The 19,129-nt window shown below is 44.6% G+C and carries 21 protein-coding genes and 1 riboswitch; all 21 genes read right to left on the bottom strand.

Translation table 11 applies throughout. From position 1 onward, the window contains the following. On the bottom strand, positions 1-789 hold a 789-nt coding region (locus Q4G98_RS07240; RefSeq protein WP_301961911.1), incomplete at its 3' end, for a nitrogenase component 1. Positions 790-805: 16 nt separating this feature from the next. Continuing rightward, complete coding sequence (locus Q4G98_RS07235; protein ID WP_293545892.1) at positions 806-1,585, bottom strand: ABC transporter ATP-binding protein; 780 nt, start codon at positions 1,583-1,585, stop codon at positions 806-808. Next, positions 1,575-2,579 carry an iron ABC transporter permease gene (locus Q4G98_RS07230; protein WP_177561177.1) on the bottom strand — a complete coding sequence of 335 codons (1,005 nt, stop codon included), beginning with the start codon at positions 2,577-2,579 and terminating at the stop codon, positions 1,575-1,577. The genes Q4G98_RS07235 and Q4G98_RS07230 overlap by 11 nt, the downstream gene beginning before the upstream one ends. Next, the gene (locus Q4G98_RS07225; RefSeq protein WP_298563671.1) at positions 2,572-3,570 is read right to left on the bottom strand and encodes an ABC transporter substrate-binding protein; all 999 of its coding nucleotides are present in this window, start codon (positions 3,568-3,570) and stop codon (positions 2,572-2,574) included. Before Q4G98_RS07225 ends, Q4G98_RS07230 begins: the two co-directional genes overlap by 8 nt. Beyond that, positions 3,567-4,337, bottom strand: coding sequence for an AAA family ATPase (locus tag Q4G98_RS07220; protein ID WP_177561179.1), 771 nt, complete (start codon positions 4,335-4,337; stop codon positions 3,567-3,569). Before Q4G98_RS07220 ends, Q4G98_RS07225 begins: the two co-directional genes overlap by 4 nt. Positions 4,338-4,556: 219 nt before the next feature. Continuing rightward, on the bottom strand, positions 4,557-5,606 hold the full coding sequence (locus Q4G98_RS07215) for an ABC transporter substrate-binding protein (protein ID WP_298563667.1): 1,050 nt from the start codon (positions 5,604-5,606) through the stop codon (positions 4,557-4,559). 44 nt (positions 5,607-5,650) lie between these two features. Further along, positions 5,651-7,030 (bottom strand): ATP-binding protein, encoded by a 1,380-nt coding sequence (locus Q4G98_RS07210; protein ID WP_177561181.1) that lies wholly within the window; start codon positions 7,028-7,030, stop codon positions 5,651-5,653. Positions 7,031-7,127: 97 nt separating this feature from the next. Continuing rightward, entirely contained in the window at positions 7,128-9,104 is a 1,977-nt protein-coding gene (locus Q4G98_RS07205) for a TonB-dependent siderophore receptor (protein ID WP_298563665.1), read from the bottom strand. Between the two features lie 339 nt (positions 9,105-9,443). Further along, positions 9,444-9,815: a hypothetical protein gene (locus Q4G98_RS07200; protein ID WP_177561183.1), complete on the bottom strand. Its 372-nt coding sequence runs from the start codon at positions 9,813-9,815 to the stop codon at positions 9,444-9,446. Positions 9,816-10,111: 296 nt separating this feature from the next. Next, complete coding sequence (locus Q4G98_RS07195; protein WP_298563662.1) at positions 10,112-10,897, bottom strand: energy transducer TonB; 786 nt, start codon at positions 10,895-10,897, stop codon at positions 10,112-10,114. Beyond that, positions 10,894-11,307, bottom strand: a complete 414-nt coding sequence (locus Q4G98_RS07190; protein ID WP_177561186.1) for a biopolymer transporter ExbD — start codon at positions 11,305-11,307, stop codon at positions 10,894-10,896. Before Q4G98_RS07190 ends, Q4G98_RS07195 begins: the two co-directional genes overlap by 4 nt. A gap of 15 nt (positions 11,308-11,322) precedes the next feature. Then, positions 11,323-11,955: a MotA/TolQ/ExbB proton channel family protein gene (locus Q4G98_RS07185; RefSeq protein ID WP_177561187.1), complete on the bottom strand. Its 633-nt coding sequence runs from the start codon at positions 11,953-11,955 to the stop codon at positions 11,323-11,325. A gap of 17 nt (positions 11,956-11,972) precedes the next feature. Next, positions 11,973-12,950 (bottom strand): ABC transporter substrate-binding protein, encoded by a 978-nt coding sequence (locus tag Q4G98_RS07180; RefSeq protein WP_298563659.1) that lies wholly within the window; start codon positions 12,948-12,950, stop codon positions 11,973-11,975. A gap of 3 nt (positions 12,951-12,953) precedes the next feature. After that, a complete protein-coding gene (locus tag Q4G98_RS07175) occupies positions 12,954-13,946 on the bottom strand; it encodes a TIM barrel protein (protein WP_298563655.1) in 993 nt (330 codons plus the stop codon). After that, positions 13,943-14,173, bottom strand: coding sequence for a hypothetical protein (locus Q4G98_RS07170; RefSeq protein ID WP_177561190.1), 231 nt, complete (start codon positions 14,171-14,173; stop codon positions 13,943-13,945). The genes Q4G98_RS07175 and Q4G98_RS07170 overlap by 4 nt, the downstream gene beginning before the upstream one ends. 201 nt (positions 14,174-14,374) lie before the next feature. Continuing rightward, a riboswitch (cobalamin riboswitch) is annotated at positions 14,375-14,565 on the bottom strand. Positions 14,566-14,686: 121 nt separating this feature from the next. Next, entirely contained in the window at positions 14,687-15,610 is a 924-nt protein-coding gene (locus Q4G98_RS07165) for a CHAT domain-containing protein (protein ID WP_301961910.1), read from the bottom strand. Positions 15,611-15,613: 3 nt separating this feature from the next. Then, positions 15,614-16,141 carry an N-acetylmuramoyl-L-alanine amidase gene (locus Q4G98_RS07160; RefSeq protein ID WP_298563649.1) on the bottom strand — a complete coding sequence of 176 codons (528 nt, stop codon included), beginning with the start codon at positions 16,139-16,141 and terminating at the stop codon, positions 15,614-15,616. A gap of 44 nt (positions 16,142-16,185) precedes the next feature. Beyond that, positions 16,186-16,704: a hypothetical protein gene (locus Q4G98_RS07155; RefSeq protein WP_298563647.1), complete on the bottom strand. Its 519-nt coding sequence runs from the start codon at positions 16,702-16,704 to the stop codon at positions 16,186-16,188. A gap of 38 nt (positions 16,705-16,742) precedes the next feature. Beyond that, positions 16,743-17,297 (bottom strand): hypothetical protein, encoded by a 555-nt coding sequence (locus Q4G98_RS07150; protein ID WP_293662545.1) that lies wholly within the window; start codon positions 17,295-17,297, stop codon positions 16,743-16,745. Between the two features lie 52 nt (positions 17,298-17,349). Then, a complete protein-coding gene (locus Q4G98_RS07145; RefSeq protein ID WP_301961909.1) occupies positions 17,350-17,967 on the bottom strand; it encodes a hypothetical protein in 618 nt (205 codons plus the stop codon). Positions 17,968-18,147: 180 nt separating this feature from the next. Then, entirely contained in the window at positions 18,148-19,116 is a 969-nt protein-coding gene (locus tag Q4G98_RS07140; protein ID WP_301961908.1) for a hypothetical protein, read from the bottom strand. Positions 19,117-19,129: the final 13 nt, after the last annotated feature.

Here is a 19,129-nt window from a genome sequence, read left to right as displayed (position 1 = left end):
AGGAATGACGAATTTATTGAAATAAACATACGGCGTTCCAAATTTTTCCTGCATCTTCTGCGCCAACGGCAGGGCAATATCGTTAACTACAATATTCACCTTCGCCGCAGCAGCATTTTTAATATCATCCACCGTACAGCCGCAGGGCAGCTGTAAGCCAATTTTTATGCCCGCCTTCTGCAGCATGGCATAAAGCTCCGTCGTGGCAAAATCGCCCATACGCTGTCCCAGCAGATTAACACTGTTATCGCAAGCACGCGGCTCCATCATTGCTGCGCAGACAGAGATAGTCCGTTCCAGGCCAGGCAAATGGTCTTCACATTTAAAATGCTCGGTATGTACCGGCAGCACCGGAATCCCATAAAGCTCGCTAAGCCCTTCTGCAATAGCGTCAAAGTCGTCCCCGATGATTTCAATAACACAGGTCGTAACCAAAAAGACGCACTGAGGACGATATTCTTCAATAATTTCTTTAAAGGCTTCCTGCACCTTTTCCGCACTTCCAAAGGTTACGTCATGGTCATCCAAAACAACCGACACACAACGCCCGCCAATACCGCCAAATTTTTCAGAATGTACAGTCATACTTTTAGTGTAATAAGTACATTCATCAGTGCCAACTACAACTATCAGGCTGTCATTGATCCCTCCGACAGCCATTGCCGCCCCCATCAAAGGGCAATGCGTACCCGGAAACAACGCGTGCGTCAGCTGCGGTATATTTTTAATGCTTTGCACCTGACTCAATTTAGCCAGTTTTGCAACCAGCTCTTTTCCATCCATTGCCATAACCAAACTCCTTTTATCAACTTATTTCCTTAAACATAATCAAAGGCTTTTTGCGGCCCGGCATCTGCACCACATCACAATCCACGTCATAAACCTCACGCATCATTTTAGGTGTGATAATATCCTGCGGACAGCCTTCACCATATTTACAGCCATTTTTCAAAACTATGATCCTGTCGCTGATCTCCAGGGCATGGCTTAAATCGTGCAGCACCATCACCACCCCGATTCCCGCCTCATGGTTCAATCTTTTTACAAGCTTCATCGTTTCCTGCTGATGCGCAATATCCAGATATGTCGTCGGTTCATCCAAAAACAAAATCTCCGGCTGCTGCGCCAGAACTGTAGCTATCCATACCCGCTGCGATTCGCCGCCGGAACATTCCTGAATAGATTTATCACGCAAAGCCCAGGTACCAGTCGCCTTTAATGCCCACTCGATGATCTTTTCATCCTCTTCCGTATTCTGCTCATACCATTTCTGGTAAGGCACACGACCATAGCCAACTAAATCCCTGACCTTAAAATCAGGCGGCGCACAATGACGCTGCGGCAAAACCCCAATACACTTGGCGAGTTTTTTACTGTCGATATTATACAAATCTTCCTTATTAAGATAAACGCAGCCCATGCTGCAACGCAGCAAGCGTGTCAAAGCTTTCAGCAGCGTAGATTTTCCTGAACCGTTAGGTCCGATGATCGTCGTGATCTCACCTTTTTTTACAGTAATGTCCATTTCCCTGACCACAATGCGCCCATCATAGCCGATCTCTAATTTTTCACCCTTAACTTCCACTTACTTTGCCCTTCTTTCTTAACATATACAAGAAAAACGGCCCGCCGGTAACTGCCATAACGATACCTACAGGTATCTCCATCCCGGGAATAAGCGTCCTTCCCAAAGTGTCTGCCGCCAAAAGGATTACCGCGCCCAAAAGCATGCTCACCGGCAGCAGTGCCTTATAGTCAGATCCAACCATCATTCTCGCAATATGCGGCACGACCAAACCAACAAAGCCGATCATACCAGCCTCTGCTACCGTTGCTGCAGCTAAAAAAGCAGCCACCGCCGATAAAAAGATCCGCACAAAAGTTACATTTACGCCCAGGCTTTGAGCCATCTCGTCACCCAACTGCAAAATGTTGGCATTCTTGATACAGCAGACACCTAAAACAAGGCCAATAAAAGCATACACCGTAATAATATAAACATGATCCCAGGAACGTCCAGAAAGACTGCCATTCATAAAAGACAACACACTGGAAAGATTATCTGAATTCAATAATTGCAAAAAGGAGTTATAAGCCCCTAAAACCGTATTGATCGCTACGCCAGATAAAATTATCCTGACCGTATCGATCCCATCTCGCCAGGCCAGCAAATAGATCAGTACACAGGCCAGAGCCGCGCCGCCAAAAGCAAAAAGCGGTACCGAAGAAACCAAAGTCGGAAACAGCAGCAAAATCGTCGTCGCCGCAGTAGCCGCACCGGCAGAAACACCTATGATCCCAGGATCTGCCAGTGGATTACGCATAACAGCCTGCAAAAGAGCGCCGGCAACAGCCAGACAGGCTCCTACTTCTACCGCCATGATCAAACGCGGTAACCGCAAATTATAAACAACTACCCTTACCGGACCACTTTCATCATAAAAAAGCGCCTGAACGATCTGCTGCAGCGAATAACCGGCGCTGCCCACTCCCAGTGCCACAACGGCTAATAATAACAAAACAGCCAGTAAAACCAGACACACCATACTAACCTGCAAAACATTTACTTCTTTACTCATTGTGCTTCAGCTTCTTCGCATCGATAATATCGATCAATTCATTTATATTGTCAATAACATTGATCCCTGCAGTCGCAACATATTTGATCGGCAGATAAATGACCTCATGTTCACGGATCGCCTTAATATTGTTCCAATACTCAGGATTTTTAGCAAAATCTTCCTCCATCACCTGCTGATGCTCAGCAGCAGTTTTGGAACCGCCTACACAAAACAGTAAATCAGGTTCATACGCTAAAGCCTGTTCCAGATCAACCAGCACCATCTTATTGTTCTTATATACATTTTCGTACCCCAGCATATCAAGCATACTGCCTAACGTACCATCTTTGCCCTGAATATAATGGCGGGGCGGTGCTGACTGCAGCACCATAACGCGCTGGTCCTTATTCTCCTGTCTTTTAGCAGCCATTCTCGTTTCCAATTTGTTAAACCTGGCCGCGATTGCTTCCGCCCCGGCGTTATCTTTGCCAAAAGCGTTGATCAGCACGTCAGTCAGCTCCTTAATCGACTCATAAGATACGACATGCCCTGCATCGACATAATACACCGGTATTTTTTCACGATCCAAAATTTTCCCATAAGTATCCTTAGACTGATAGCCAACTATTACCAGATCCGGTTCCAAAGCAATAACTGATTCAATGTCAAAGTTAGAATTCATTGATACATTCAGCAATTTTGCCTCCTTAACCAAATCAGACGGCCATTCCAGCATTGCCGCCTGAGGAACAGCGACCTGCCTGATACCCATTTCATGCAATGCCAAAACAGGAGTATGTACCAACGACACGACACGCTGCGGTTTAGTTTTCAAAACTACTGGTTCCGTAAAACCATAAGCCTGCAGCGTAGGCGTATATTCAAGTTTATAAGTTTCACCGGCAGCAGTCGATGCACTTTCACTTTTTCCGTCTGTATTAAAGCAATAATACGCAAGTGCACCTGCTATAACGGCAACCAATAACAACAACAGTTTATTTTTCATCATTCATCCCCCTTACTGTCTTCACTTAATTCTAAAACTTTATCAGCCAGCTCCTGATAAACCCTGACCATCGGCGAATCCTGTACAAATTCGCTTACCGTCCCACCCATATTTTCGGCAGTCTGGATATCGCCTGAACGCGGTACATACATTACGATCCCGGTTTCTATCTCGGCAGCAGCTTTGGCAACCAACTCCTGTTCGTTCTCAATATTCTTAGCATTCAGAATGATTCCTTTCAAACGGGCATAACCTCTGCGGCCAAAATTTTTAATTGCCTGCGCGATATTATTAGCTGCATAAAGCGCCATCATCTCGCCCGAAGAAACAATAAAAACCTCTCTGGCATAACCGCCTCTGATCGGCATGGCAAAACCGCCGCAAACAACGTCACCCAGCACGTCATAAATAACGATGTCCGGTTTATAAATTTCAAAAGCCTTCAATTCTGCCAGCTTCTCAAACGCCGAAATAATACCTCTGCCTGCACAGCCTATACCTGGTGTCGGGCCGCCTGCTTCTACGCACAGCACACCCCCAAAGCCTTCAAAAACGATATCCTGCAGTTCCAGCTCTTCTCCCTTTTCCTTCAGCTGCTCTAAAACAGTCGGAATACGCTTCCCTTCCATTAAATTCTTAGTAGAATCGGATTTAGGATCACAGCCAACCTGCATTACTTTATAGCCTTTAAGTGCCAACGCTGCTGACAAGTTTGAAGTCGTAGTTGACTTGCCAATACCGCCCTTACCATAAATCGCAATTTTTCTCATCAATAAACTGCCTCCCTTAAAAATAAATAGCTCACTGTTTTCAAACAAAAATATTCTATATTTAAATCAATATAAACAACTTTATTCATAAAATAAAATGCAATAGAGTTAGCTACAGCTAACTCTATTGCATTTTAACATCCTTTAACTTTAGTGTCAATAAAAAAATGTCCAGTCAATATATAAATTCTCACATCGACCGGACATTTTTTAAGCATCCTAATATAGCTCCGGATAAGAATGCCCCTTTATATATTTAAGCTGCTGATACTTTTCCAGCCATGTTTTAAAAACTTCTTCCGGATGCAGCTCCGGCAAATATTCCGGATATAAAAACTTCGCTATATAGATCGTGCCCATCAGCTTAGAAGCCCCACCATGCAAATAATGCGAAAGAAGCAGTATCCTGTCATTACGCACTGCGTCAATACCGGCCCAACCGCTGCGCGAAACAAGCTCCTGCTTGATCGCTTCTTTCTGCTCTATAGTCGGCGGCTCATAAGAAGAATAAGCATTGGCATCCGCTACCTTCACAATATACTGAGGATTTTTCTCGATTATCGCTTCCTGATCAACCTGCGCTCCTTTAGCATCGGCAAAAATATTATCAGCGCCTGAATATTCGACCATTTTATAAAAATAATCACCTGGCACTGCTGTCTTGCCAAGAATTCGATATTCAAAATACAAGCTTTTACGCGGTACATCTTTAAGCTGCGTTTGTATATAAGTCAGTTTATCAGTAAAATAAGCAACCAGTTCTTCTGCCTCGGATTCCCTGCCAAAAATTCTACCGATCAGGCGGCAATTAGCACCAAACTGATCTGTATAATAAGAATTTATTACAATTACTTTGATTCCAAATCTGTCCAGCATATCCTGTGCGTCCCGCCATGTTCCCTCACCTGTAATGATCACTGCCTGCGGCGCCAGCTCGGCCAGTTTTTCGTAATTCATAGCATTCTGGCTGATACCAAAAACCTGCGCTTTAGTAAACCTGTTTTTAAAACCAGACTGGTCTTTAAATATATAATTATCAACGCCGACGATTTTGTCCATAGCACCCACGGCAGTTATCAATTCAGCATTATAAACATTGCAGACAGCAACTCTTTCCAATGGATAAGGAAGCTCAACTTCGCGGCCAACACTGTCTTTAACTATAATAGTTTTCTGCTGCACCTCCTTTATTTCAGCACTATCACTGCCACAACCGCCCAGCAGCATTCCTAAAAACAACACCAGTATTATTGTGATACTCTTTTTCATATTCATAAACACCCGTCAATAAATTCTGCGTCAGGCAAAGTCTTTCATTTCATATACTTCAAAGATATCAGCCTGAGCTGCGAATCCCTGGCCGAAATCTCCATACACTCATCAGTAAAACCTTTTTTAGAAAAACATAAAAAACTTTTATCGATTCCTGTAAAATTTTCACCTTTATCAAGCAATTTTTTCAATACAGCACTATCGGCCTTTTTATTACTCCAAAAACAATCGATCAGACAAATTTCCTTAATACCGTCAGCTATAAAATCAACCTCTATTTTATTACTGCCGCTGCCCTGCCACCAGGGGCCTATCTTTTCAAAATCACACATAAAATCATTGCGTTTATTTAATTTATAGCAATACTGCAAACAGATTTTTTTGAAAATCCAGGCGGCAAATAAATCTATTCTTGGCATAATATTATTACGCAAAACCTGATTGCCCCGGCCAATGGCAATCGAACTCATATAAGGAAAGACAAACTGATACCAAAAAGCAAACATACTATTAGTAATTTCATAATAGCTTATTTTACTGCTGTTGCTGAAAGCAGGATTGACACGCCGCAAAACACCCATCGTCAGCAGCACATTCAAATATTTAGAAACCTTGTTGCATTCCATATTGGCCGCTGCCGCTATTTCATTCAGTCTCCCGGCTCCACAGGCAACAGAGCAAAGTATCGTATTATATGTAGACGGCTCCCTTAATTCAAGCTTCAAAAGCTGGGGCGGCTCTTTATATAATGGTGCAGCGGGCTCAAAAAAAAGTTTTTTCAAATTATCCTTAAAAGACAACGCCCTATCAAAATAACTCATATAATGAGGGTTGCCGCCAGCAGCTCCATATAAGCACAATTTTTCTTCATCAGTAAAACCTTCCAAAAATGGCTGCGCTTCCCAAAAATCCATAGCACCTAATTTTATAATATCATTGATATGCTTTTTGATCTGAAGCGCCTTGTTTTTGAGGAAAAACCTCTCCATCTCAGCCCAGGGCGCCCCAGCTAAAACAACTAATAATCTTAACTGCTTTTTATATTTTGTAGCATACTTATCAAATGCTGCAAAAAATTCCGGTGCAGAGTCAAATAAATACTGTACATCGTCAACTACTAAAACCAGCTGCTGCTGCGTCGCTCTAAAAAATAATGCACTTAAAACGCTATCCCAGCTGCGGAATTCATTTTTTGTACCCCAAAGACCCTGCTCTTTTAATTCCAGGCAAAAAGCCGCCAGATTGACAGTGGATAACGCATTGCGGGCAACAAAATAAGCAGCTGCTTTTTTCTGCAGAAACTCCTGCAGAAATGCTGTTTTACCAATTTTATATCCACCGCTCACAAGTACCAAGCTCAAAGATTTTTTGGCATACATTTTCTCCAAAAGACCTAATTCTTCACTACGACCAACGAACATAGAAACACCATCCTACTCATAAGTTGTATTTTATTGTAACACAACTCACTGCAGGAAAGCAAAAGGGAAACACAATTATGTTTCCCTTTGCCAACTTTTAAAAATTATAATTTACACCAACCCGGAAAGTCCTTCCCATTGTATAATACAAATTATTGTTGCTCGTTCCGCCAACATTAGCAATATCCTTACGATCGAATAAATTATCGACATCAAAGGTAGCCGTCATATTTTTAGCAACCTTATAACCAAGATGTAAATTAGACACTAAAAGTGGCGAAGATATTTCTGTTACGGTAATTTTTTCACTGCTGACGCCGTTTTTAAAACGATTACCCCAATAGCTCAGGTTTAAGGCCGCACTAAAATCACGATTCACATAATTTACACCGCCGTTTAGCTGATAACGTCCTAAAGTATCGCTCCAGTCCTGACCTTCTTTATACATACGCTGCGGCTTGGCAAACACTGCGCCTACATTATAAGTAAAATGCTTATCGACATCCTGTTCATACCGCAGTTCAATACCAGTATTGCGATATTTTGAAGCATTCATCGTCTTAGATCTTGTACTGCCCCAAACAGAAACAATTTGGTCTTTGATATCTGTCCTAAATGCAGTAAGGTTCAACCGCCTTCCGTTTTCGTTATATTTATAACCAACTTCATAATTCCAACCATATTCCGGCTTTAAATCCGGATTAGGTTCTATCATATTACTGCCATAATAAAGATTACGGAATGTAGGCATCCTGAACGATTTACCAACACTGGCATAAACAGAATTATGTTCATCAAATTTGGTTATAGCCTGGACCTGCGGCAAAAACTCATTATAGTCACCGGCATCAGAACGGAATAAATCCTCACGCGCACTAAAAACTATATTTGTTGCCTGACTCAGCTTACGGTCATACGATCCATATAATGAAAAGCTATTAAGCGCATAAGTACCAAAATGAGCCTGCGGCTTTAATGCACTGCTACTTGAGTTAGAATTACTAAATTTTTGATTATCATTAACATAAGTTTCTCGTTTAGCGCTGATACCAATTAACCCTGTTGCCTTCTCACTACGCCAAACTTTTTTCGTATCCAGCCCATACTGCTTCTGGTCACTTTTCTCCCACTCTACATTCATCGAATTCACTACAAAATAATCCGGATTTTCGATTCGTCTCTGATTGTAATAAACTTTAGACTCCCAGCCGTTTTCATCATTATATGCTATCTGTGCAAAATGCTCACGGTCATCATACATAAAATGTTTTAACAGCATTTCATCAATATCGTTATAATTTATCGAATATTTCTTTTTATTAAACATATAACTGAATTTAAATCGGTCATCAAATTTATAGTTAAAAGCCAGATGATCTTTTTTACTGTCGCCAAAACCAATATAATAACCAGTCTTAGCAGGAGAATTAATTGTTAAATCACCAATTTTTTCCGTCATATTGCCGGTAGAACCAAACTCATTTCTTCCAAGAGCCAGGCTTACTTTACCCATACCTATGGTGGCAGCATAATCACGCTGTCCTTTGTTTCCTGCAGCTACACGCAGCGAATTTTTCATTTGATCTTTAGTGATAACGTTAACAACTCCGCCCAATGCCTCGCTGCCATAGAGCACTGCCCCCCCACCCTTGACAACCTCTACTCTTTCCACCTCATCTAAATTGAGCATATCTAAATGATTGACATTATTAAAAGAAGCAGGCACGCCATTGATCAACACCAAAGTTCCACCATCAATACCGCGCAAATTTATCTGGCTGCTGCCGGTTATCCAGTTCTGATCATGTGGCCCCATATTGGTAAAATAAACCCCGCCCTTGTATTTCAGAGCATTTGCCACATCGCTGGCACCGGTTTCTTTTAACTGTTCGCCTGTATAAACAACAGTATCAGCAGGCGTATCCAAATTACTTTTTTCATACCCCAGGGCAGTCACATTTATTCCATCCAAAACGAATTCCGATAAATTTTCTTCTGCATAAGCCGATCCTGCTAAAAAGCTCGTTCCCAAAATCACTGTACACATCAAGCGTCCCAATTCAAATTTTTTCACCAAAATACAGCTCCTTTTCTTTCTTGATTTTGATATCATAAATCCAGCTATTTATCTATTCTTATTTATTGATATTTTTTTATTTATGATATCAATTCCCATTGAGTTTGAATTTTAACATTCATAACTTTACCAGTCAACGTTTTTGAATTTTTGCCGATAAAATATTTTTTGTGCCTACAGTCAGTAAATTGGCATAAACACGCCCTTCTTAACACTACTTATAAGTATTATTATCCATATCCAAAAATCTTTTTGAAGAAAATACTACTTATAAATAGAATAATAAAGCCGTTGATGCATCAAATGTATCAACGGCTTTATTATTTGTCTGTCCTTTTATTTCTGCTTATTCGCCTCAAAAAAAGCGTTATAATCCTCAACCACTTTATTAGCGCTTGCGATCGCCTTGTTCCGCTGGTCGATGATCTTGTTCAAATCATTAGTAGTACCGTCAATATATTTCTGTACTGCCTTTAAATAGTTATCGACAGCGGCAATATACGCAGTTACTGCCTTAGCATCTTTTAACGACTCAGGCTTAACAGGCACTGCCGGAACAGCCTCTTCAAGCACAGGATATACTGCCGTTAAATTAGTCGCATTCGGGTCAACAGGCGTTTCAGCCTGTTTTTCTTCAGCAAAGCCAACCGCTGCCAGACTAAAAGTCAATACCGCAGCCAAAAATAAAGTTGTAAATTGTTTTCTCATAATGCACCATCCTTAATCTTTTGATGACCTTCAAATATCATCAATGTTTTTTCCTTTTGCTTTCAACTTTTCAAGCTCTGCTTCCGCCTGCCTGAAACACCTATAACTGCAATAATACCTGCGCAGCTTATTAATAGTCCTTTTATAAGTATGCAAGCTTTTATTACCAAAAAATTCCTTACCGCAGCAGGCGCAATTCATTGTTCTGCTGTTTAAGGTACTATCAAAATTATCATATCGTGTCATCATCGCAGTCTCAATTCCAAATTTTTTCAAATTCACCACTCCAACAAATACTAATGCAGTACAAAATTGACCGGCATCGTAATATAACAACGCACCGGGCTGCCATACGTATCCTTAGCCGGGCTGAAGCTCCAGTTATATACAGCCTCAACAGCCGCACCGTCAAGAGCCTCATTGCCGCTGCTGCGGGCCACAAAAGCATTTTCCACGCTGCCGCCGCTGCTCACCAGCATCTTTACATACACCGTACCCTCGATCTCACGATTTCTGGCCGCAGCCGGATAACGTGGATCTGTACTGGAAACCAAATAAGGAGGCGTTACCGGAACGCCGCTGCCACTGCCCTGACCGGCTCCCTGACCACTGCCGCTCCCGGAACCGCTGCCAGTACCCGAGCCGCTGCCTTCACCGCTGCCCTGACCTGTTCCTGCCCCGGTCCCTTCACCGCCGCCAGTGCCGCTGCCGTCAGCTTCACCGCTCTTAACATTGCTTTGCGCAGCTTCACTCGCTGTATTGTTTTGCTGCGTCTGACGCTGCTGCTCCTGCTGCTGCGGCTTTTGTTTCTGATCTACGATATCATCAGCTTTAGGGCGAGCCAGCTGCGTCTTTTCCACCTGCTGCTGCGCGGCGCTTGGCTGCTGATTTTCGGCCCCTTTTACAGCGGCAGCGCTTCCTTTACCACCGCCGCCACCGCCGCCGCCCAAAGTAACCTCTAAAATCTGCGGCGGCCTTTGTGTAAAACGGTATCCCAAAACACCCAGCAGAGCAGCGGCAATAATATGCACTGCAAGCGCAATGGCAACACCCTTGCCAAAGCGTCTGCCTCTATCCGTCATTTGCCATCACCCAGATCCGTTGCCAAGCCAAAGCGTGTTACCCCCGCGCCCTTCAATTCATCCATCAGCTTGATAACCGTTTTATAATTAGCCTCGCCGTCAGCTCGGATAATCACAGAAAAAGCAGCATCACGTTTACTCTCAGCCGCGGCATTGGCCACCAGCTGTTTCATCTCGATCTTATTGTCTTCCAAATACAATGCGCCATCTTTTTTAACCGTCACAGCAAAATTACTTTTGCTTACAGTCTCCGAATTCTGCGCCACCGGCAGCCTGATTGGAATAGTCTTGATCTCGCTCATATACATAGTACTGACGATAAAAAATACCAGCAGCAGAAAAATCATATCAATCATCGGACTCAGCATCAGCTGCGGCGGCAAGCTTTGTTTTCTAGGTCGTCTGCGCATTTTCTACACCGCCCCTCAGTTTTTACTGCCGCCGTTTTTGGCCTGAACGATATCGATCAACACATTGGCAACCTCGTAAATATTCAGCGAAGCAGTTTTCACCTTACTCGACAAATACGCATAAATGCACATGCCCATGATCGCGATACACAAACCGAAAACCGTAGTGATCAAAGCCTCGCCGATACCGGCAGTTACCGCCATCGGATTCTGCGCCCGTTCATTCAAAGCGTTGAACGAACTGATCATACCCGTAATAGTACCCAAAAGACCAAGCATCGGCGCCAGGCCGATAACCACACTCAGATAATCAAGATTCTGCTCCATACCATCAATGGCCCTGTCAGCCTTAGAATAAACGATCGACTCAAGCCTTTTGCCAAGATCCTCGTTGATATCCAGCGTCTCCACTGCCAGCTCAGCCGCATCACCCTTATTCACCCCGGCAAATTCGCGCGCCCCGACGATATTGAAATCATTCATCAAATGACAGAACTCCATAACAAAAGCCGTGCTTGAAAGCGCCTTTTTATAATACAAATACCGCTCCACACCAATAGCAATAGCGGCAATCGAACACAGCAGCAACGGCCACATACAAGCCCCGCCCCTTTGAAAATAATCTACAGCACCGGCAAAAATACCCATTTTCAAAAACCTCCCAATTATTTAAATCTTTCCGGATAGGCCGCTTCCGCCAGATCCCTGATCGCATAAACTATATAATGAGTCGTACTATATAAATACGTATCACGCAGCTGCACAACTCTTTTATTTTTCACAGCATTCACACTTTGATAAGCCCGGTTCTGCAAAATCTCCTCCCGCATTTTCGACGGATCCTGCTCGTTATCATACTTCCAGCTGGGAATAACAAGTAAATCAGGATTGAGCCTGATCAGCGTCTCCTCTGAAAAAGTAGCATTAGGCGGCAAATCATACTCAGCCACCACATTCCTGACATTAGCATAATTGCAAATATCAGCAAAAGTAGTCCCCCTGGCCCCAAACGGCCCCATATAAGAAAGCGCCATCACGCTGATGCGTTCTTCTGCCGGCATATTGCCGACCCTGGCTTGTACAAACGCCAGCTCCTTCTCCATATTTGCCACGATCTTCCCACCGGCAACACGCTCATCCACAACATTTGCCAGCTCGCAAATAGTCTGCTTGATCTCCTTCACCGTAGTCGGAGTTTTATAAACATAAACAGGAACTTTCGCACCGCGCAAAAGCTCCACAAAATTAAGATCAGTCCAGTCCGGGACCAACACCAGATCAGGCTGCTGCGCCAAAACAGACTCCAAACTGCCGCTTTGCACCCGCCCTTTGACCCGCTCCGCTTTAGCCGCAGCAGGCGAGATACCAGCGTCATCTGCCAAATAAGTCAATGCCGCGATCCGCTCAGGCTCCACCATATCCAACAGTACCTCATCAGCACTCAACCCCAGCGAGACTATACGCTGCGGCTTATATGTAAAATCGATCCGTGTTTTAGTCGCATCTACAACGCTGTAACCGCCGCGTCCTGAAGCCGGAGTCTTGCTTTCAGTGGGTTTACCACACCCTGCAGCAAACACAGCCGCAACAACGCAAAAAGCAACCAGTACCGCCCTTAATCCCAGCCTGTATTTTTTTATCACAAATTATCCTCCTTCATCACCGCCCGGTACTACTTTACCGCAAGCGGCAAGCTGCAGCGCGATGTTCTGTTCAAAATCATTAAAGTCATTATAAGCAAGCTCATGCACCACATAATCAGGCCTGATCGCCCGCAGCAGCTTCTGCACTGCCGTATCAGAAAACGGCCTGTGCTGATCTATTTTTATTACATGCTTCATCCGCTCGATATTACTGCACTTATCATCATACACACGCTTAAAAGTTTTTACATATTCACCGGAAAGCGAACAATTTAAATGTAAACCCCTGATCAGCTTTCTATCCTGACCCAAAGCCTTAACGATCTTTAAAATATACTCGACCCCGTCCCGTTCCGACTGCAGACTCGGATCAGTATTCATCAAATGCCCCGTGTCCAGCATAATACCAACATTCTTATGCGTGATCTTTTCAAAAAAAGCCCGCACCACAGCCGGATCAGTAAGCCGCAGCCCCGGCCACCACAAATTTTCAAATAATACAAGCACATCCTCAGGGATCTCATCAGCTACCCTGTTAAAAACGGCAGCGGCAGCGGTCACGATCTCCAGATCACTGTGCTTAAACTCAAAAGTAAAAACCTCTTCCAGCGTACACTCAGCTATATGCCACACCAGATACTCAGGTTTTTCGACCAGAGCCGACTTGATATTGGCCCTGATACTACGCAGCCAGCCCATACAATAAGTAGTGCCGTAATACTCCTGCAAAGCCTCTTTCGACGGAAAAAACCTCTGCAGCGTTTTTTTATCATTGCGATACATCGCCAGCCACATCGGCCAGTAATTCAAATGCACCCCCACAGCCAGATGCTCAAAAGACTCAAAATAAGGCACGTTCCTGTAAACCATCAGCTCGATCCCATCAAGGCCCAGCCCCGCAACAAACTGCTCCAAAGTTTTACCGGTTTTTAAAACAGCCTTCTCCTGCCCCGGCACCACACAATAATTAAACAGGTGCTTCACCTTGCGCCTCATACAGTCACCGCCTCAGGTTCCTCGCTGTTATCATTACTGCGCATTTTTTTACTGCGGGCCGCCGCTCCCCTCTGAGAACATTTAAACCTTAACCTGTTCACCTCGCGTAATAAAGCAATGTAGCTTGCTTTATCAACAGTGATCATTGTATCGTCATTTTTTTCAATCTCTTTAATGATCTTCTTTAATTTCATACCCGTATCAGGCTGCGCAGCAAAACAGCCCACCCTCCTTCAAATGACTTGCGCCGTGTATCCCAAAAACAAAACAGGAAACTGCCAATGCGTCAGTTTCCTGTCAAAATACATCATCACCACGCACCAGGATACACAGCCGCCAAGCTGCAAAACACAGCAAAACGCGACAATACCGTTTTTTTAAAACCAATAAAAACAGTACATATGTATCCACCTTGTGCATCGCAAGTCATCACGGATGTTAAAACAGGCAGTTCTCCTGGCTTCGGATCATTGCTCGGCCACGCCTTCTCAGGTTTCCCCAATGGACAAATGCGGCTTCGCTCCCCGTTACAGTTGCGGGACAGCGCAGGTCTTACACCTGCTTCTCTATTAAGTCCTCCAAGCAATCGCTTTTGGACACCTGCTTTCTTACCATATTAAATTTTAAAATTTGATAAAGTCAGCTTATTCATAATAAATTTTAAATAAACTATACAGTCATTATAAACTTCATGCTTTTTGTAGTCAAGCAAAAATTCTAAAATTCACTTTATTTCTTCATCACGAAAAAATATTTTTAATTCTCTGCATCACAGACACAGTACCGCTTTTTGGGGCAGCTTCACTTTCCACCATCACGATCTCCTGCGCCGACAAACCCTTTTTTACATATAAAACCGGCGTATTCTCCTCTGCGATCCCTTTTAAAAGCAACGCCGCCTTCGCCTGGTCAAAAGCCTGCTGCAAATTCTGGCCAAAACCGATGCTGGAATAAAACTGCGCCGCAAAAACTATGGCCGCCTCATCACCGATCTCAGTATTCATCCCAATAGCAGCCTCAACCTTCTCCACAACAGCCTGCGCCTCCTTCTGCGAAAAACAGGCGTTAAAAAAAATCAGCCTCACCTTTTTAGATGCAGAAGCCACAGCGGCAGCCATCGCCTCTTTAGAAACCATAGCCATATTACCGCTGCCGTCATCCAAAACGATCTCACCCTTTTCAGAACCATGTCCCGAAAAATGAATGATCTCCGGATCAGTTTCGTTGATCGCCTGCAAAATATCCAGCGACTGCACAGCCCATCGGCTGAAAAACTCGATCCCGTCGCGCCCCTCCGACCTGCGGATAGCATCAGTTATCGACCTGACTTCCTTATCTAAAGCCAGCTTCTGCGTATCCTGCGGATTAGCCGCCAAAAACAAGATCGTCAGCTTATCAACAGGCTGCTGCGGCCTAATCGCCTGCTCGATCTCTTCCCCCACCTGCAAAGCGCGCTCACGCAGCAGCTGTGATTTTTGACCGCACAAAACGATAAAATCGTTTTCTTCCCCTAAAAGCTCTTTTTCCGTCCTGGCGATAGCCTGCTCGATCTCGCTCATCTTTTTGCAGGCCTCTGCCCGATCACTGCGCAGCTTCTTCATCAGCTTCGCCTTTTTATTCATGATCGAAGCCTGGGCCTTCTCAAACTCTTTATCATTCATCATTCATCATGCCTCTACCTGCCTGAAATACTCGTCGATACCGGCGGCAATAGCGCCTGCAAACGCCGGCAGATCATTTTCCAAAAGCTCCAGATCCTCATTATTATCAATAAAAGCCAGCTCCACCAAAATAGCCGGCATCACAGTCCGCCGCAGCACATACAGCCCCTGCCGCTCCTTACAGCCACGGTCTATCGTCGGCACCTTGCTCAAAATCTTCTTCTGCACAGCCTCACCCAAAAGCCGGCCCTGCCCGCTGTAATATAAAGTTTCCGTACCACGGGCATTGTGGCCCGGCGACGCATTGCAATGCAGCGAAACAAAAATATCAGCCGGCCAGTCATTGGCAGCAGCCACCACAGCATCCAGATCATCATTCTGCAAAAGCCTTACCTCATACCCGGCCCTTTTTAAAGCACGTTCCAACAAAGCACCAGCCTGTTTGGTAACATCAGCCTCACGCACATCATAATCACTGTTCACCGCACCGCTGTCAACCGCCGGGTCGTGTCCCGGATTGACAAAAACCTTCATCGCCCGCGCCCCCTTTAAACGTACAAATACTTTAAAACAACAGCTTAATTAGTTGTCGTATCTACTGCCTCTGCACCCCAAACAACCTTCATCAGCAAAGGATACTCCTCTAATAAATGTTCTAAAATAACATCGATGCTCACCTGCACCAGCTCGGCATCAAAACCGGCATCCGTATTCAACAGGCAGCAGTCCAGCTCCACATCGCCGCTGACACCCGTAGAATATTTAAACAGCTTATATTTCCGGTTCTGCTCATCCAAATACTTCAACAGCGCAGCCTCATTTTCGGCTTTACGTGCCGCAGGCGCAACCAACACCTTGATCACCGTATACAAGCTGTCATCTGTATATACCAAAAGCGGCAGATTCTGCCCGTTGACGTCCAAAACAGTTCTGAACAAAACCGTATGCAGCTCGTCGCCTATGATCTGGGCGCCAAAACAGGTAATATTCTTCTTTACCAAAAGCTCCTGCCATTTTTGCGCCTTCACATTCAAACCATTGCTCTCTACCGGCTTATCATCCTGCCCTGCAAATTTCAAAATATCAGTCTCACTCATTCTCATTCTCTCCTTAGTTTTAAATGATATATTTTATATTATTCTTCGCCTTCCAGCCTCAATTGCGAAGCGGGAATATGCGTTAAAATCTCCAGCATGATCTCGGCAAAACTGTGCGCAGGCACAGGCTTCCACGCCGACTTTATATCGCTGCTTTGCAAAACAACGCCATTTTTACTGTAAACTGCATTGTGCAGCTCGCGGTACTGTTTGGCACGCAGATTAAACAACAGCACCTGCGTACAATACTCAACACTGTCACCAGCTTTCAGCTTTTGGGCAAATACTTTGGTATCCAAATGTTTTTTAAGTTCCGGATTCAAAAAAACAGTTTTGACCTCAGCCTGCAAAATATTCCTGTCCTTATCGCCAAAAGCACCCCTGGTCATAAAAACGCTGTCCTTAGCCAGATAATACCTGCCGGTCGAATTTTCCATAACCTCCGTCCAGCGGGCCGCCTCTTTTTCAGCCGCCGTCTGCTGCGGATTTACGCTGATCTGCCAGTCCATACCGCTGCCGCTTTCCTCGGCAGCGAAGCCCTGCGCTGCCATTAAAATGCTCAAACTGAAAATAATTGCCGCAATAAATTTCATCCTATTACCTCGCAACTCACATTATTTTGCAAATACTGCCGGCAGTTCAGCTTCAATTCAAAGCTGCTGTCTGCGTAATGGGCGCGCCGCTGCTGCGCAGGCAGTATTTATCCGGGTCAATATCATTCCTGAAGCGCAGCACCAGCTTACGCTCGCCTTCCGGCAGCGCCTGCCACACCTTGGCAAAAGCAAAACCAACAGGATTACCGAACCCCAACGCCATATAAAACGGCACCACAAATTTTTTACTGATTTCTGTTTCGCCACGCTGCTGCATACCGATCAAAACAGCAATTTTTCCCTGCGTCGCAGCCAGCTCACTGTCTTTAACAGCCCCGTTAAAATATACCAGCCTGATCTCATCCACAGCCTGCGCCATTTTTTTCAGCAAGCTGCTTTTACTGCACCAGTCGCTGGTCGTTCCGTCATCATCCGCAAACACAAAATCGCCTTTAGCCGTACATTCGCCGCAAAAATGCACAATGTCCGGACGCAGGTTTTTAACAGCCTCAATCACATTATCAACCTTAACAGCACGCAAGGCAACAACTTCAAAACATCTGCCGCAGGGCTCCGCTGTCAGCTTCTGTTGCAGCAAGGCGGCCTCACCGCGCTCTGCCGGCGGCACAGCCGCCACAAGCAGTATTTTTATTTTCTGCATCGTTTCCATAACCATACACCCTCCCAAAATTTATGTTATTCAGCTGCCGCAGCCCTTTAGCAGGCTGCGGCACTTAAATAGCATAACTGCCGTATCAGCCGCCGCACAAGCGGCGGGTAGTGACGATACGGCAGTAAAAATAATGCTGAAAACTTAAGTTGGAAACAAGCTCATCACACAGCGATTTGCTTATTTATCCTTTCTTTCCAAATCTTCCGGACGAGCCAGACGTTTAGCGATCTTGGTAACGCTTGCTTTAGCAGCTGCCAGACCACGTGCAGCAGCAGTTCTTTCAATTACCATAGCCGCAGTATTGATAACATAACCAGTCGCATTCCCATTTGCAAAGTCGCCTGCAGATTTAACCGTACTCAAAGCACCTGCAGCATCAATATCTACAGCAGTATCAATGCTTTGGAACTTCACGCCGTCAACCAGATACAGGTCGTTGCCTTCGCCCGGCAGTAAAGCAAAACATGGTGAAGCAGGAGAAACAGTTTTTTCTACATAAAGAGGTGGAACAGTATATTCATCATTTTCATCTTTAGTGTTTAATGTACCATTCTGCAAAGAATCATCCATAGTTTGGATGACAATGTAGCTATATTGAGAATATGCAGTATTATAATGAGCTGCCAACACATACGCTTTGTTATTAACAAAAGCTACATCAACAAAATCACCGCCAAAGCTATTTGGAATATCCGAAACAGCAATAGTTGCTGCACGTGAAGGAGAAGCACCCGAAATATCAAACACTTCCAGTTTCGATGCAGGATTGCCATTGGCCTGCTGAGCGCCGCCAACAGAAGTTACGTAAGCATAAGTGCCGTTGACAACCACACCGGTCACGTTATTACCGGCAGTTGCCATTGCCGCCGTACCGCTTCCGAGAGGAATTTTTACGATAGCTGACTCGCCAAAGGTGTATGTCCAACCGCTGTTGGTAAAGCGTCCGAAAACTGCAATCAGATAAGCAGAACTGCCGCTGATCTGCAAATCAAGGCCATAGCCGGCGCCTTTCCATTGCGTAGTATCGCCAGCAATATCCGGCGTAAATTCATAAGCATAACCAGTCTCACTGAAAGCATCCGCCGCCATATTATATTTGTAAATATAGCATTTACGGGTAGTAGGATTGCAATCGTTAGCAATCATATACATAACGCCG

The organism is uncultured Phascolarctobacterium sp. (assembly GCF_958349595.1).
In the GTDB taxonomy this organism is placed as follows: Bacteria; Bacillota; Negativicutes; order Acidaminococcales; family Acidaminococcaceae; genus Phascolarctobacterium.
Note: the sequence above shows the minus strand (reverse complement) of the source record. Positions and strands in the feature narration are given on the sequence as shown.